The sequence below is a fragment of the uncultured Nostoc sp. genome (genome assembly GCF_964247315.1).
GTDB lineage: Bacteria > Cyanobacteriota > Cyanobacteriia > Cyanobacteriales > Nostocaceae > Nostoc.
Window position 1 is genome coordinate 1 of the sequence record NZ_CAXTTT010000057.1, and the last position, 15,277, is coordinate 15,277.

The following is a 15,277-nucleotide window of genomic DNA, read 5'->3' on the forward strand; positions in this document are numbered from 1 at the left end:
CCTACCTTAATGGATTAATCTTTGCTCCCTAAATAAAAAGTGGGATGCTCCCCTTTGGGAGTTGCATATCCTAATTCACGGCTAAATAAATCGAGGACATAGCTGTGTTCTACATTTGAGTAACTCGCCATGATTTCCGTGGCGATCGCTCGTAATTGTTTGTAACGTTCGATATCAAAAGGGTTTTCAGAATAGGTTAGACCATTTTGAGCGATCGCTTGTAACTTCTGTCCCCATTCCAGCCATTTAGGTTGCATATATTTTTCTATATAGGGGCTTGGATCTTAGGTATTGGGGAAAGGTGACAGGTGACAGGCGATCGGGAATAACCTGTACCCTATTCCCTTCTTTAGTCCCTAGTTCCCAGTCCCCAGTGCCTACTTAAGCATCATCTAAAGCTGCAATTCCAGGCAGTACCTTGCCTTCAAGTAACTCCAAGCTAGCGCCACCGCCGGTGGAGATGTGGCTCATTTGATCGGCTAAACCAACCTTTTCCACAGCCGCTACCGAGTCGCCGCCGCCAATGATGGTAGTTGTGCCAGTTTTGCTGATTTCGGCGAGGGTATGAGCGATCGCTTCCGTACCTGCGGCAAACTTATCAAACTCAAACACACCCATCGGCCCGTTCCAAATTACCGTTTTGGTATCTGCAAGGGCGTCTTGGAAAACTTTTACTGAGTCTGGGCCAATATCCAAACCCATACCATCATCGGGGATGTTCTCAATGCTGACGGTTGTCGCATTAGCATCGGGAGCAAACTTATCTGCTGATACGATATCCGTGGGTAACAAGAAGGTAACGCCCCGTTCCTTAGCCTTAGCTTCCAAAGATTTTGCTAGTTCTAGCTTGTCTTCTTCCACCAATGACTTACCAACATTCAAACCACGGGCTTTGTAGAATGTGAAAATCATCCCACCGCCGATAATCAGCTTGTCGCACTTCTCCAGCAACGTTTCAATTACGCCAATTTTACTGGAAACTTTGGAACCACCAATAATTGCCGCCAAAGGACGTTGGGGATTTTCAATGGCGTTTTGCAAATATTCCAATTCCTTCTCAACTAAATATCCAGCCACAGAAGGGCTGAGGAATTTAGTTACACCTTCAGTAGAAGCATGGGCGCGGTGTGCAGTGCCAAAAGCATCATTTACATAAAAATCAGCATTAGCTGCCAATTTTTTGGCAAATTCTGCATCATTTTTCTCTTCTTCTGGGTAAAAGCGCACATTTTCCAATAACAGCACTTGACCATTTTGCAAAGCGCCAACTTTAGCTGCAACTTCATCGCCAATGGAGTCATCAGTTTTAATGACTTCTTGCCCCAGTAACTCAGACAGACGCTTGGCAACGGGAGTTAGGCGTAATTTGTCATCCACACCCTTGGGACGGCCAAAATGGCTGGCGAGAATGACCTTAGCTCCCTTCTGCGTCAAATCCTGGATGGTTGGTAGAGCGGCGCGAATGCGAGTATCGTCGGTAATGTTGCCTTGATCGTCCACAGGCACGTTAAAGTCAACTCGCACTAAGGCACGTTTCCCAGAGATATCAGCCGAAGATAAACTTGCTAAACTTTTTTTGGACACACCAAACTCTCCTGATTGCCTTTTTGTTATTGTTTTGAAAGTAGAACCATCAAGATTTTACCGGAGTCAGGGGTACCCAAGTGACAGATATATTTAAGACAGTATTATTTCCTATCGATCAAAGCCGGGAAACGCGGGAAGCTGCTGATGTTGTTACCAACGTAGTCAAAAAGTACAGCAGTCGCTTGGTGCTGCTGTCTGTGGTAGAAGAACCGCCTCCAGATGCGCCTAGCGCCGATGATCCGATGGTGTCGCCAGAGGTAGTTGCTAAATTGCTGGAAAATGCCCAATCTTTATTTTCTGGGCAAGGAATTAAATCTGAAATCTTGGAAAGGCGAGGCAAACCAGCTTTTACGATCTGCGATGTCGCTGATGAAATCGGGGCAGATTTAATTATCATGGGCTGTCGAGGGCTAGGCTTGACTGAAGAGGGAGCGGATGATAGTGTTACTACTCGCGTGATTAACCTTTCCCCTTGCCCAGTGCTGATTGTGCCTTAGCAGTGTGTTTTGAAATACTAGTAAATTTGTGTGCGATCGCAAATTAAAAAAGACGGGAAAAGGACGAATGTCACCCAGAAAAGGTGAAACCTTTGCTTATTCTGGCTGTGGGGATGTAGAAAAAGTAGTTGATTTGTAAGTATTATTTTGTTTTGAATTCCTGACCGTACAACCCTTACACCCTTACATTTAAAAGTTAGCTATATTAGGGATTTACGCTTTTCTTAGTGCCATTCGTCTGTATACCTATTAAAGGTTTTTTGTTCTAGATGGCTCTACCTTATCCGATTAAGAAACCAAAGCAGAGCCTAATGTAGAGGAAGCGCCAAAAAAGGCGATTTGCTCAACATTCAAGACATTAAGGGTGAACTCATCACGTTTAATAGTGTAATTGTTGGAGTTGCCTAGAATGATGTAATTACTTTTTAAACCAGGCAGAATTAGCTTGTCCGATCCCAATCCACCATCAATTTTGGCATTACCGTAACCAACATCAAATGTGTCGTCTCCAGCTCCACCCTTAATCAAGACATTGGCGATAGCGCCCCCTTGGTCTGAAAAGGCATTACCGCTAGCATCAATTCGACGGGCTTTAAAGTAATCGTTACCGTTTTCGCCATCAATTGTGCCACCTTGGATGCCAGTGTTAGTGCCATACCCAGTAAGGGTATCATTTCCTTCTCCTCCATAGATAATGCCATTAGTATTAACAATACCTATGCCTTTATTAATGCCAGTACCGATGAGCCTATCGTTGCCATCGCCTAAACTGATCGTGCCACTGTTAACAATACCTATACCTACATTAGGTGCAATCGTGTCAAAAGGGTTATCGGAAAGTCCTGCACCGCCTGTGCCTGTGCCAGAGACGAAGTCGTTTCCCTTTCCTCCACTGATCGTGCTACCCTGACCGTTGGAGATGCCTGTACCCTTACCCGGATCGTAACTTCTGGACGGATCTGCATCTGCATCACTGCCCTTGCCGATACCAGTAATAGAATCGTTTCCGTCTCCTCCATTAATGTTGCTGCCACCACTGTTAAAGATGCCTGTACCATCTCCTCCATTGAAAGCAGTTCCACCAGTTCCAGTTCCAGAGATAGAATCGTTCCCTTCTCCTCCATTAATATCGCTGCTCTGAGTGTTAGAGATTCCTATAGCAAACCCGCTAAATTTTCCACTTCCAGTTCCAGAGATAGAGTCATCCCCCTTTCCTCCATCAATAAGGCTATCCTTGGTGTTTTGGATGCCTGTACCAAAAAATGTCCCCAAACCGGAGATCAAATCTTTTCCATCTCCTCCATTGATATAGCCACCCTGAGTATTGGAGATACCTATACCAGCTACATAGGATCGATACTCAAAACCACCAGTACCTGTGCCAGAGATCGTATCATCTCCCGTCCCTGCATTGATGATGCCACTGTTAGCAATGCCTGTGCCAGTGCCTGCATTGTCAAAGTCGTCGCCGCCTGTGCCACTACCTTTGATAGTGTCCTTGCCTGCTTGAGTATTAATGACTCCATTTTTTAGAACCTGAATTCCAATTGCTGGGAATGCATTGTCCTCTTGGCCCACCACTAGATCCGAGCCAGAGGTGCCTACGAGCAGGGGAACAGAAACAATTAGTCTGGGCATAATATAACTTTCCTCAATTGAGTGTGATAAAGCTTTAATCCCTGAAAGTCTTGCTCTTTCAATAAGAATTCTTTATGTCAGAATTCACACATAACTCTGAGATCGGGCTTTATTCGATCAGAACTTCACAGAGTCAGAACTAGAAAGTTGCAAACTTAACAAGTATTAATTAACAAATTTTTTGTCACGATTTCAACAACCTCTAAGAGGATGTTTGAAAAGTATTATTGCTAACACCAAAACTTCCCAAACCTAACCCTCTAGCCCCCCTTACCTACAAACAAATGGGGGTTTCAAAACCTCTCCCCATATCAGGGAAAGGTTTGGAGAGGGGTCTTTAGTATACTTTGCGACTTTTCAAACATCCTCTATTTGAAAATAGAAACCTAAATATAACCTGATAGTACTTACATAGCGAAAATTTACTTAGATTTCTAGAACCATTATTTTCATGTTCTTATTGAAAAATTTATATAAAAGTAATGTTATTTACATATTCTTTATATTTTAACGATCGCGTAACAACCTAATTTCCAGGTTATAAAAAAATTTTGGATACTTTGTAACTTTTGGCTCAGGTGATTGTACATAACAAGTTGACGGTTCTTGAAGTGTAACTGTAACTTAGAGTCAACTCAGTACTAAGAGTGTCAACTCAGCTTCAAGTATTAAAATTAATTTCTTTATTTGTAATTTTATTTACAGATGACAAATAGAAAATTCTGAGCGCCGGGAGTCAGCGCTCAGAACTTTAGAGACAAAGCTTGCATATTTTCACGCTTTACCTAACAGCTTAAAAGCGATAGTTGCGATCGCGCACCCACATACTAAGTGGCACCGCCTTACCTTGGGGATCTACTTTCGCTTTTACCACAATAGGTGGTACTTGTCCTCTGCGAGCGCGTTGGGCTTGTAAGTCGTTGCGAATCTGCTGCCGTTGGTTTTCTGGGATGTAATATGTTTCCAAGCCGTAGTTAACGGAACCATCCTGATAAACACCTTTTAAGGCTACTTGATTAGCTCTAAGAGTTGTGGGGCGATCGCCACTTACTCGTAACGGTCTCCAAGCTCTCGGAACACCGCCACCAGTAGAGAATTGCTCTTGCAAAGTCACGTAGATATTGGTTCCTTCAGGCAATCTTCTGCCACTTCCACGACCTCTGCTGACTAATGTTTGCCAGCCAGGTAGTCTGCTCAAATTTGAGGTACGGGATATGTTGTAATCTAAGGCTAAGGTGTTACCTGCGATCGCATTGTTAGGGTCTACAGGTACGGTTTGCAAAATTACCGTCTTACCTGTTACGTCTGTATAAACTGCTTGGGCTGGTACTGCCATAATTAGCCCTGTTTGCAGCGCCAGGGGAGCAAGTAACCGCCAAAAAGGTAAGGGCTTATTCGATTTTTGTTCAGTAGCAATCAAGTAATCCCGAAAAGTCACCTTATTGGAAAATTCGGCTTCGGGAGACAAGGGTTTATTCTTAGATTCAGAAGAGGTATTAGTCATGAGCGTAGTCCTAAAAAGCAGAGGTCTTGAGGAGTTCAAAAGTAACGAGATTAGGACTGACGCAGAGAAACTTTAAAAATTTTGCCGCACAGAAATTTTGATGATGGGCAGATTTCTGAATTCTGAATTTGCACTACTTTTTATTTGTAGAGCTACCACCAGGTAAGCGGCGTTCAAACCAGAGTCCAGCGCTAATTAAAGCAGAACCGCACAGGACATAGACCAGTGACTTAAAAAGTAAGTCGGTGTCGTACTCCTGTACGCGACTGATAATTTGCAGTGTTACTAACAACATACCGCCCCAAAAGGAACTTCTGTTGCTTAATTTCAATCCTTCTTGAATTAGTCCCCAGGCTAATGTTGCAAGAAGTACATTGAAAATAAAAATGCCAAGTTCATCAATCCGACTGATAGTTTGATGCCAAAAAGGTACTATTGCAATAAAGACAAGAAATGTACTAATGACAGCAGTTGTGAAAACCACTTCGCGGCGCGGAGGATTATTTCTTTGGCGCAGTAGAAACAACCATTGTAATACCGCCAAGCCGCTGAGAATCCCCAAATCGATAATTGGCAGAGACTCGAATAAGTTTGTCAAATTCGTTGGCTGATTATAACTATAATCTGGAGATTCCCAGACCCAACGAAAAGACAAAACGTAAAAGACGATGCCGAAGCATACCAACGCTAAATTACGGGCTAGAGATTGAAACAATCTGTAATTTATCGTTGGAAACAGTAAGTCATCATAACTCCAGAATAATGCAGGTGGGAGTGCAAAAGCAAAAGATGCCACCCAAGGGGCTATATCAGCATAATTCAGCAGTGGCAGAGGATTAAGGTTAGCTTGTAAGGAACTAGCAAAAACAAAGGCTGCTAGGCCAAAAATCCAACGGGATCGGCAGAAGTAGGCTAAAGGTACAAATACCAGCCATGCCAACAAAGGCATATGTTGCACTACTAGCCGCGACCAAGTTAACTCACCTGAAGCGTACCATAAGTCTTCTAGTCCAGTCCAGTAGCCGATTTCTACAAGGACAATTGATAGAATTCCTAAAGAATTTAAGGATAAACTGAAGGCCATGACTACAACACCGAATCCCCAAGCGAGAAACAGTTGGGAAGTTGAACCGATGATATTGAACATCTGGGCCATCAGCAGTAAATTTGCACCGAAGATGAAGGCGCTTAAAATTAGCAACCCCTCTCCTAGTAGGCGTTTGCTTCGTTCTGGCTTTTTTCCTTCAGGTGGCCTCCAGGTGTAAAATCCAGTGATGGCGATCGCAAAAAACAAACTCATCATCAGAATAATTTTGATTTCTCGCGATCCTCCCTGCCAGTTTCCTGATACAAAGGTAATTATGCCTAAGCATAAAAGTATGCTGCCGATAGCGATCGCAATCGCTTTATTGCGATCGCGTGCAGCAGCTTCCAGGTTTTTAAATTGATAACGTTCTGCTATCTGCTCATACTGCGAAGAACTAATTAATCCTTCATCCCTCCATAAGTGTGCTTCTTTGCGTAATTTTTGCGGAAAACTATCTAATAACATGACCTTCTCCGGTGCAGTGGGGTAGCTTGGCCATTGCGATCCCAATGGCGGTCATTATATTTTGAGTATGAAGCCAAAAGCCTTAATTACATTGTTCTTGTGTAACAGTTTGATTTTGATTTAGATACAACGTACTAATTTGTAATTCGTAATTCGTAATTCGTAATTGATAATTCATAATCTACATGGAAAAACCTTCTAATTTATTACTTAAAGTCTCGCGGCGTTTGTTCGCTAACTTAGATGAGCAAGAAAAGTTTATTGAGGCTTTAATCAATCCTCAGCCTTTTTCACCTAGTATTCTTTGGTGTCAAGAAAAGCCAGCTATTTCGCCTTTAGCAGTGGAAACACCAATATCTTGGCAACCACAATTTATAGACCGCTTATCTCTGGGAGAAAAACCTGGTCAGCATCCCTTGCATGAAAAAGGATATTTCTATTGTTTAGATTTTTCTTCGGTGTTTGCAGCTACTACTTTGTTAGCTATTCCTGAGTCAGTGCGTTTAGTTTTTGATATGTGTGCTGCACCAGGAGGTAAAAGTATCTTCGCTTGGAGAGCTTTAAAACCTGAATTGCTCATCAGTAATGAAGTAATTGGCAAACGTCTAGGAATGCTAATTTCTAATTTGAAGCGTTGCCAGATTAGCCCTAGTGCAGTGGTTAATCGAGATTCGAGCATATTTGCCGAAATGCTTCCTGGCTCTAGCAATATAGTCATAGTAGATGCTCCGTGTACTGGACAATCGTTACTTGCTAAAGGTGAAAAAGCACCTGGATGTTTTCACCCAACTGCTATTAATAAGAGTGCAAATCGGCAAAAGCGTATTATAGCTAACTCTGCTAAAATTGTTTTACCGCAAGGCTATCTTGCTTATATGACTTGCACATATTCGCCCGAAGAAAATGAGCAAGTTTGTGAATGGTTTTTAGAGCGGTTTTCCCAGTTTAAAGCGATAGAAATTAGTAATTTAGCCAAATATCAATCGCATTTAACTATGATGCCTTGTTATCGGATATTTCCTCAAGATAGGTTAGGTGCTGGTGCATTTACAGTCCTATTTAAAAATACTAATGAGGATGAATATGAGCCTAAAGAAGTAGATTTAAATACAATTTCTTCGCTGTACATTTACCAAAATTTGAAAAAGTCAAGTTAATTATATCGATAGCATCTAGCAATCTTAAATCATTCATGAATGAAGTTCACCACAAAGGTGGTATCTCACGTCCGGTTTTGTAGACGAGTTGCTCTGGTGACAGGGCGGCTTAGTCACCATGACTCCTCATTTACCCCCTAAACTTGGAGAAAATATTTTTTTAATTACATACAAATGTTTTAAATTTAAATTTATACATCCAGCTAACAATAATACAGAAACAGAAAATGTGATGCTGACAATTTTGTATCTAAAAAAATCCTTCCCTTTTATACGATATATAATTCAGGGTTAGCGCGTCTCAAACCCTATTGACAAACGGACTTGATTGATCGATTTATTGAAATTTTCAAGTATTTAACTGAGGCGAGTTGAACATTTATGCAATTTTTAATTCGCCTCTTGAGTTTCCCTAATGAGCAAGAAAAACAAGATTGGAAATCTAGTCACAAGGCAGAAATTGCCGCGATCGCACAAATAATCCTGTATCAGGCGATCGCAGCAATTATTCTCCCAGATTAGCTAAATTATGATTCTTCAAACAGGCGATCGCCTTTATGCAACCGATCAGCAATTTCATAGGTTTGCTCTTGCGATCGCATTGTGGGTGCGTGTGCTGCTAAATAACGAGCAGCAGCAACTAGTACATGAATACCAGCAGAAGTTTCACTTAAGAGCGAGTATTGTCTAAAAGCTGCTTCCATTTCCTGAATCACATGAAACTCCCGATTTTCGCGTAGCATCAACTTACCCAACATTGCCATCAGTCGCTCAACAGAGCCGCCATTGTACAAATAATCAGCCACTAACTGACCTATCTGATTTACTTGTTGTTGGCGATTTAATAAATCTGGTAGTTGGTTGAGCAATTCTTCAGGATTTTGAGCAGAGTCTTTTGGTTCTGGGAGTCTTGCTGGTGGCACATTCAAAAAACGATTCAGATATACACTCATAGCAGCATCAAACACACCTCGTAGTAATTCCAGTGAAGACACTCGTCGTAATCCTTGATGCACTGCATTGGCAAAAGTGAACGAATGGTGCGCTGAATTCCAGTCGCTAAAGTCGTTGTTAGTCTGGAAACGAGCTACCCGAAGTGCTGCTGTGTAAGTAACTACACCTGCCAATTGTTCTTCAGTACAACCAGCTTTTAGAGCAGTCAGAAGAGAATTGATAATTTTCTGTGGATCGTCCCCTAACAAAATCGGCACTAATTCCTCCTCACCTGACCAAGTTCCTTGTCGAGGTCGTCCTGCTGCCAAAACCATAGGTAACTGCTCAAAGGCAGATTTTAGAATTCCTACTAAATCCACCGGGTAGCACCAAGAATTGGATTCTTCCATGCGGTCAGCAGTTGCTAAACCAGAAACTAGACTCGCCAAAACTGACTCTGCCCCTTGCCAATCAACGGCATCCAGGGCTTCCAGTGCCTTGTTAATGAAGTCGAGTACATGACCGCTATCGATGTAACAGTGGTCTGTGGCAGATGTGAACAGCATGTCTGCGATCTGCTGAGAATTAGCTCCTGCCCGAATTGCAGATATCAGACATCTCTCTGCTGCTTCACTATCACGCACCTCGATAAACTGGCAAAACCAGCTTTTAAGGGTACTAACGTCAACCATAGAATTGGGCAATGGATGAACTACAAAATGAGGCGGCGCTCCAGCGCTATCACTAGCGACTGCTGAAAGTCCTTGGAAAAGGGCGCGGGGTTTGTCTTCTGCATCTAGATAAGGCAGCAAATTCATCATGCAAGTATGGATGGTTAAGCCTGTACTCCAGCCTGCTTTGTTATAACGTGTGCCAAATTCCAGTCCCACCTGAAATGGTTCGGTAAAATCTACCCCCATGTCTAGTAATGCGATCGCTGATTTGGCAATAACTAACGAAATATTCTGTTCTAAACCATCCTGAAGACGTTGGCTGTGGTGGGCATAGAGGTTAACTGGGGGATCTAAATTTACCCAAACTTCCCCATCGCGGATTTCTACACCAAAACAGGGAACATCATCTGCCCAAGAGTCAAATGTTCCGCCACTAGCGAGATCGAAACGGGCATAGTGCCAAGGGCAAGTCACAATGCCATTTTTGCAAGTGCTTCCGTGGAGGGGAAAGCCCATATGAGGACAACGGTTATCAATTGCATAGACTTTATTGTGTGAGTAAAACAGAGCAATAGTATGTTTTTCGCTAGGAACCAACAAACTACCTGCTGCTTGAACATCTGCAAATTTAGCAACACGGATGTATTTGCCTCTATGGATTGGGGTTGTAAATTTTTGAATCATTTCAGTTTTCCACAAAAGTAATATAAAAACTCCTACTCGCACTCTGGCGAACTTTCTAACGGTTTGAGCAACGATGCAATTGTAATTTTTGTTAACTGGTAGGGCATTTACGAGAAAGGTGATTGGTGACGACAATTTAACAAGGCACAACACCACTGCATCTAGACAATTGGCAAAATCGTTAATTACAACTAGAACCAGTGCGAATTCTATAAGCCTCAGTGCATTAAGGGAGCAACACAATTTTGTGAGATCGGGTTTGAATTCTCAGTCACATAGCCAGATTCTCAATAAAAACAGCTATCTCGCTGCGATGCCTGCGGCGGTGACTGACTTGTACTGACCGTAGTCGTTGGCGCAGCCTCTCGCAGAGAAGTAGCTTTGCCGTACCATTTCGTGGAAGCAAGCTACGTGCAGCGTCTCCAAGAGTTGTGCGGGCGTAGCTGCGGCACTATTAAACAGGTGGTTTATACCCCTAATTTTTAGCACCTCATAAAATCGCGTTGCTCATGTGCATTAACTACAAGCACATAATCAAGGCTTGAGGCGATCATTGAATGAAATAGTCATCTCTTTTCAGCAAAGTTTAGATTTCCCAGCTTCCTAGCTCGACATTTCGAGTTCTGAGCATCAAGTTCCAAGATAAAAGCTCGGCGTTTCGAGTTCTGAGCTTGAACCATGAGACTCAAAGGCGGAATGATGAAGTTGAAAAAGCGATGTCTACGACGGGCTACGCCTACGCACCATTTCCCCCAATCCCCAGATGAGCCACTGAGTCCCCAACTCCTGAGAGGACAAGAGTTTTAGCCTCCTTTACTTTGATTTACACAGGTTGTTTTTCTTGTGCTGACTTACTTAATAAATAAAAAAAATAGGAGAAGCATGAAAAGTTTTATCCTCTTGACAGCCCGTGATTTTCAGTCAAGGGTTGCTTACTGATTTTGATCCAAATTATTGCCAAACTTTTATCCTATACCTTGCTTCTAATAAACATACTGATCGTAAGTAATTCATGATTATTTGTCAAATTCATAGAATAAATAATATTTATGCATGAAATAAATTTGCAGCAATTGGATCTTAATCTTTTACTGGTGTTATATGCCTTGCTGCAAGAGCGTAACGTCACGAATGCTGGAGAAAAAATTGGTTTGAGTCAATCAGCTACCAGTCACGCACTTGGGCGATTACGCCAAGTGTTCAACGATCCATTACTTGTGCGGTCTAAGAAAGGCATGGTTCTTACACCACGTGCTCAAGAGCTACTCGAACCACTACAGAAAATTTTGTTAAATATTGAGCAGTTAATTCAACCAACCGATTTTGAACCTAAAACAGCACAAGGCACAATCCAGCTAGCTGCATCAGATTACGCAACCGTTTTGATTCTTCCGAAGGTTTTGAAGCAAATTTCTCAACAGGCTCCCCAACTGAATTTGGAATGCCATCATTGGCGTTCTGATACATTAGATTTACTGAGAAATGGAGTTATCAATCTAGGCTTAGGAGTTCCTAATCTACCAAAAACTTCGGAGTTTAGGTTCCAAAAGTTATTTGTAGAAGATTATGTATCTGTAGTTCGGGCTGACCATCCCATTACTCAAACGGATCTTACAATTGAATCTTATGTTGCTTGGCCACATGCCTTCATTACGCCTATAAACGCAATACCGGGTTCGACTAAAACCCGTGTGGATACTGTGTTAGAAGGCTTAGGCATGAAGCGTCGAGTAATGTTGAAGTTACCACATTTTCTCTCGGCTCCTCTGATAGTCGCTCAGACTGATCTCATTGTTACGTTGCCTAGTCGAATTGCAATGCTCTTTGCTGAATATACAAACCTTGCTATCCTTAAGCCACCGATTGAACTTGGTAAGTACAATTTTCTACAGATTTGGCATGAGCGTTGCGATCGCGATCCGCTACACATTTGGCTACGCGAGCTAATAGCGTCCCAAACTCAGCAGCTTTGAAACATAGAGAAAAAGTGTCGTTCCAGGCACTTAAAAATTTCTAAGCGTACAAAAAACCTGAACGGGCACGGTGAGGAAAAAATGAATACCGTAAATTGCCTCAAGAGAGATTTGTGTGTACACGGTGGCTTTTTAAGGGGATCGCCACAGCCGGGAGGATTTTATCCGAACCGTTTGCGATCGCATGATACACAAATGTAATGAAAGTTTACCACGTCGATGCCCGTTCTTACGAATATGGGTTGATGCACAATGAGCACAGTTCATCCCTTAATTATGCAACGCCAAAATAATTACAAAATTCACTTAGAAGCCAAGAAATATTAACCCAAGTCATTCCCAGAAGAGGAAAATCTCTTTGTGTGTTTGTGATGCAAGGAGCTTAATGTATTTTGCGACTTTCACAAATAAAATCTCGCCGCCATTTGTCACCATACCGAACACAGGTTTATTCAGGTTAGGGTTAGCCATCAGAGTTTGCGCTTTAGCGAAGAAAGCGCAAACTGCGAACAACATAAGATATTTGACAAATGAGAATGAATATGTGTAAAAAAGTTAATTTAAGAGCTGGCCGTCAGAAGCACTGAGGAATTTTTACTGACAAACAGTCCATTAATTCGGAGAACACTTGGCACAAAAATCAGGACTGAATTTGCAGTATTGACTACCTGTCAATTGGTAAGCTGTACAATAAGGAAAACTTGTAAGTTCAATTTTGGCTGTTTGTAATTTGGAAGTATTCACCAAAGCTTTAGTAAGTTTGGTTTTATCATCCAAAAGGATAGCTAAAATCTTCGGTAACGCTATGCAAGCAGCAATATTGAGCAGCGTTAGCATGATGGTGTCGATAAAATTCATAGGTAATCATCTCCTGTGAAATATAGGCGATCGCTGTTCTTTGATGCAAACACAATCATTGCTTGCACTCTATGTAAATTAACTTTAACATAAATTTTTGTGAATAGAAACGTGGAATTCCTGGAATGATCGTACACAGAAGGGAATGTGGATAATAAGGACGGTTATTGTAGCCTAATAACAAAATAAGCTGGAAAACGATCAGTTAAAAATATTTAGGTAAGGTGTTATGTCAACAACCCAAACCGCGTCTTCTTTTTTATCTAACATCAGTGAGCGAGAACGGCAGGCATTAAAGCGGTTGGTAGATTACACAAATGTGGAATCGCTACCAGAAATTTGGCCTTTGGCAGCTCAACGATTTGGTGATATTGTCGCTCTGCGCAATCCTCACGCTAAACCAGAGGTAATGATTACTTATACTCAGTTAGCAGAGAAAATCCAACTATTTGCTGCTGGCTTACAGGCGTTGGGAGTAAAGGTAGGCGATCGCATTTCCCTAATTGCTGACAATAGTCCTCGGTGGTTTATTGCCGATCAAGGCATAATGACTGCTGGAGGCGTTGATGCAGTGCGTAGTTCCCAAGCCGAAAAAGAAGAATTGCTGTTTATTATCACTAATAGCGGTAGTACAGCGATCGTCGTTGAGGATTTAAAAACACTTAAAAAACTACAAGACCGCCTCAAAGATTTACCAATTCAAGTGGTAATCTTACTTTCGGATGAAGCACCACCAACAGACGAAACCCTAAAGGTACTCAACTTTTCGCAGTTGCTCGAAATTGGGAAAAGTCATAATTTTGTGCCAGTCAAGCAAAATCGTGACGCTCTGGCAACCCTAATTTATACCTCTGGTACTACGGGTAAACCCAAAGGTGTAATGCTGTCTTATAGTAACTTAATGCACCAAGTAACAACCTTTGGGACAGTATTGCAACCAAATGCCAGCGATATTGTTCTCAGTATCCTACCTTCGTGGCACAGCTACGAACGAACCGTTGAATATTACCTACTATCTCAAGGTTGCACCCAAGTTTATACTAATTTACGCTCCGTAAAAGGGGATTTGAGACAATTTAAACCTAATTACATGGTCGGTGTACCCCGCCTGTGGGAATCAATTTATGAAGGAGTGCAAAAGCAGTTCCGGGAACAACCAGCGAACAAGCAACGCTTAATTAACTCTTTATTGGGTATTAGCGAGAAATATATCAAAGCGCGGCGAACTGCTCAGGGATTGGATTTAAATAATCTTCATGCTTCAGCCAGCGAACGATTAGCAGCTAAGATCCAAGCATCAGCTTTATTACCCCTCCATGCATTGGGAGAACGACTGGTTTACGCCAAAGTTAGGGAAGCCACAGGGGGACAAGTTAAGCAGATGATTAGTGGTGGTGGTGCCCTTCCCAGACACATAGATAATTTCTTTGAAATTATTGGTGTGCAGATTTTGCAAGGCTATGGCTTGACAGAAACTTCTCCTGTCACCCATGTGCGTCGTCCTTGGCGAAATTTGATTGGTGCATCAGGGCTACCACTACCCGCTACAGAAGCTAAAATCGTCGATCCAGAGACAAAAGCGCCTTTACCAATAGAGAAGCGAGGCTTAGTATTGTTGAGAGGCCCGCAAATTATGCAAGGCTATTACCAAAATCCTGAAGCGACAGCGAAAGCAATTGACGCTGAAGGTTGGTTTGATAGTGGCGATTTGGGTTGGCTGACACCACAAGATGACTTAGTGCTGACTGGCAGGTCTAAGGATACGATTGTATTGACTAACGGGGAAAACATCGAGCCACAGCCGATCGAAGATGCGTGTTTGCGATCGCCATACATCGATCAAATTATGCTCATTGGTCAAGATCGGCGCAGCCTGGGAGCCTTAATTGTCCCTAATGTCGAAGCCTTAGAAAAATGGGCAGCAAGTCAGAATCTAACGCTGGACACGCCCAACGATCAAGTGACTTCCTCAGATAGTCAAAAAATTGACTTGGAGAGTAGAATGATCCAGGATTTATTTCGCCAAGAATTGAATCGGGAAGTCCAAAATCGTCCAGGCTATCGACCGGATGACCGCATCGGAACGTTTAAACTCATCCTGGAACCGTTTTCCATCGAAAATGGCTTGATGACACAAACACTAAAAGTTCGCCGACATATCGTCACGGAACGCTATCGCGATATTATTGACGGCATGTTTGCCTGATCATTCCACCTGCT

General features: G+C 42.3%; 13 protein-coding genes and 1 pseudogene. 5 read left to right on the top strand and 9 right to left on the bottom strand.

Going from position 1 to position 15,277, the window contains the following annotated elements:
• Positions 1 to 53 precede the first annotated feature (53 nt).
• Together ACFE93_RS17850 and ACFE93_RS17855 are read right to left on the bottom strand one after the other, a co-directional pair.
• Positions 54 to 257 (bottom strand): annotated as a pseudogene (locus ACFE93_RS17850) (NUDIX hydrolase N-terminal domain-containing protein); the annotation flags it as partial.
• Between the two features lie 124 nt (positions 258 to 381).
• Complete coding sequence (locus tag ACFE93_RS17855; protein ID WP_375474728.1) at positions 382 to 1,584, bottom strand: phosphoglycerate kinase; 1,203 nt, start codon at positions 1,582 to 1,584, stop codon at positions 382 to 384.
• A gap of 89 nt (positions 1,585 to 1,673) precedes the next feature.
• Between ACFE93_RS17855 and ACFE93_RS17860 the strand changes: the two genes are divergently transcribed.
• Positions 1,674 to 2,084, top strand: coding sequence for a universal stress protein (locus ACFE93_RS17860; protein ID WP_292858888.1), 411 nt, complete (start codon positions 1,674 to 1,676; stop codon positions 2,082 to 2,084).
• A gap of 288 nt (positions 2,085 to 2,372) precedes the next feature.
• On the opposite strand, the gene ACFE93_RS17865 is transcribed toward ACFE93_RS17860, so the two are convergent.
• From ACFE93_RS17865 to ACFE93_RS17875, 3 genes are all read right to left on the bottom strand, one after another.
• On the bottom strand, positions 2,373 to 3,722 hold the full coding sequence (locus tag ACFE93_RS17865; protein WP_375474730.1) for a beta strand repeat-containing protein: 1,350 nt from the start codon (positions 3,720 to 3,722) through the stop codon (positions 2,373 to 2,375).
• A 793-nt stretch (positions 3,723 to 4,515) separates the two neighbouring features.
• On the bottom strand, positions 4,516 to 5,226 hold the full coding sequence (locus ACFE93_RS17870) for a GDYXXLXY domain-containing protein (RefSeq protein ID WP_375474732.1): 711 nt from the start codon (positions 5,224 to 5,226) through the stop codon (positions 4,516 to 4,518).
• Positions 5,227 to 5,359: 133 nt separating this feature from the next.
• Positions 5,360 to 6,778 (bottom strand): DUF2157 domain-containing protein, encoded by a 1,419-nt coding sequence (locus ACFE93_RS17875; RefSeq protein WP_375474734.1) that lies wholly within the window; start codon positions 6,776 to 6,778, stop codon positions 5,360 to 5,362.
• Positions 6,779 to 6,963: 185 nt separating this feature from the next.
• Between ACFE93_RS17875 and ACFE93_RS17880 the strand changes: the two genes are divergently transcribed.
• Positions 6,964 to 7,935: an RsmB/NOP family class I SAM-dependent RNA methyltransferase gene (locus ACFE93_RS17880; protein WP_375474736.1), complete on the top strand. Its 972-nt coding sequence runs from the start codon at positions 6,964 to 6,966 to the stop codon at positions 7,933 to 7,935.
• Positions 7,936 to 8,316: 381 nt separating this feature from the next.
• A complete protein-coding gene (locus ACFE93_RS17885) occupies positions 8,317 to 8,457 on the top strand; it encodes a hypothetical protein (protein WP_375474738.1) in 141 nt (46 codons plus the stop codon).
• A gap of 5 nt (positions 8,458 to 8,462) precedes the next feature.
• Here ACFE93_RS17885 and ACFE93_RS17890 read toward each other — a convergent pair whose 3' ends face one another.
• Positions 8,463 to 10,226, bottom strand: a complete 1,764-nt coding sequence (locus ACFE93_RS17890; protein ID WP_375474740.1) for a Rieske (2Fe-2S) protein — start codon at positions 10,224 to 10,226, stop codon at positions 8,463 to 8,465.
• Positions 10,227 to 10,526: 300 nt separating this feature from the next.
• Positions 10,527 to 10,715: a hypothetical protein gene (locus tag ACFE93_RS17895; RefSeq protein ID WP_375474742.1), complete on the bottom strand. Its 189-nt coding sequence runs from the start codon at positions 10,713 to 10,715 to the stop codon at positions 10,527 to 10,529.
• 560 nt (positions 10,716 to 11,275) lie between these two features.
• On the opposite strand from ACFE93_RS17895, the gene ACFE93_RS17900 reads away from it, so the two are divergent.
• On the top strand, positions 11,276 to 12,199 hold the full coding sequence (locus ACFE93_RS17900; protein ID WP_375474744.1) for a LysR family transcriptional regulator: 924 nt from the start codon (positions 11,276 to 11,278) through the stop codon (positions 12,197 to 12,199).
• 333 nt (positions 12,200 to 12,532) lie between these two features.
• Here the strand turns inward: ACFE93_RS17900 and ACFE93_RS17905 are convergent, their stop codons facing one another.
• Together ACFE93_RS17905 and ACFE93_RS17910 are read right to left on the bottom strand one after the other, a co-directional pair.
• On the bottom strand, positions 12,533 to 12,715 hold the full coding sequence (locus tag ACFE93_RS17905; protein WP_375474746.1) for a hypothetical protein: 183 nt from the start codon (positions 12,713 to 12,715) through the stop codon (positions 12,533 to 12,535).
• 96 nt (positions 12,716 to 12,811) lie between these two features.
• Entirely contained in the window at positions 12,812 to 13,057 is a 246-nt protein-coding gene (locus ACFE93_RS17910; protein ID WP_375474748.1) for a hypothetical protein, read from the bottom strand.
• A 229-nt stretch (positions 13,058 to 13,286) separates the two neighbouring features.
• Here ACFE93_RS17910 and ACFE93_RS17915 point away from each other — a divergent pair, with 229 nt between their 5' ends.
• On the top strand, positions 13,287 to 15,263 hold the full coding sequence (locus ACFE93_RS17915) for an AMP-dependent synthetase/ligase (protein WP_375474750.1): 1,977 nt from the start codon (positions 13,287 to 13,289) through the stop codon (positions 15,261 to 15,263).
• Positions 15,264 to 15,277: the final 14 nt, after the last annotated feature.

Coding starts and splice junctions, on each gene's coding strand:
- ACFE93_RS17865 (WP_375474730.1), bottom strand. CDS start 3,722: ATGCCCAGACTAATTGTTTCTGTTCCCCTGCTCGTAGGCACCTCTGGC.
- ACFE93_RS17870 (WP_375474732.1), bottom strand. CDS start 5,226: ATGACTAATACCTCTTCTGAATCTAAGAATAAACCCTTGTCTCCCGAA.
- ACFE93_RS17875 (WP_375474734.1), bottom strand. CDS start 6,778: ATGTTATTAGATAGTTTTCCGCAAAAATTACGCAAAGAAGCACACTTA.
- ACFE93_RS17880 (WP_375474736.1), top strand. CDS start 6,964: ATGGAAAAACCTTCTAATTTATTACTTAAAGTCTCGCGGCGTTTGTTC.
- ACFE93_RS17885 (WP_375474738.1), top strand. CDS start 8,317: ATGCAATTTTTAATTCGCCTCTTGAGTTTCCCTAATGAGCAAGAAAAA.
- ACFE93_RS17890 (WP_375474740.1), bottom strand. CDS start 10,226: ATGATTCAAAAATTTACAACCCCAATCCATAGAGGCAAATACATCCGT.
- ACFE93_RS17900 (WP_375474744.1), top strand. CDS start 11,276: ATGCATGAAATAAATTTGCAGCAATTGGATCTTAATCTTTTACTGGTG.
- ACFE93_RS17905 (WP_375474746.1), bottom strand. CDS start 12,715: ATGTTGTTCGCAGTTTGCGCTTTCTTCGCTAAAGCGCAAACTCTGATG.
- ACFE93_RS17910 (WP_375474748.1), bottom strand. CDS start 13,057: ATGAATTTTATCGACACCATCATGCTAACGCTGCTCAATATTGCTGCT.
- ACFE93_RS17915 (WP_375474750.1), top strand. CDS start 13,287: ATGTCAACAACCCAAACCGCGTCTTCTTTTTTATCTAACATCAGTGAG.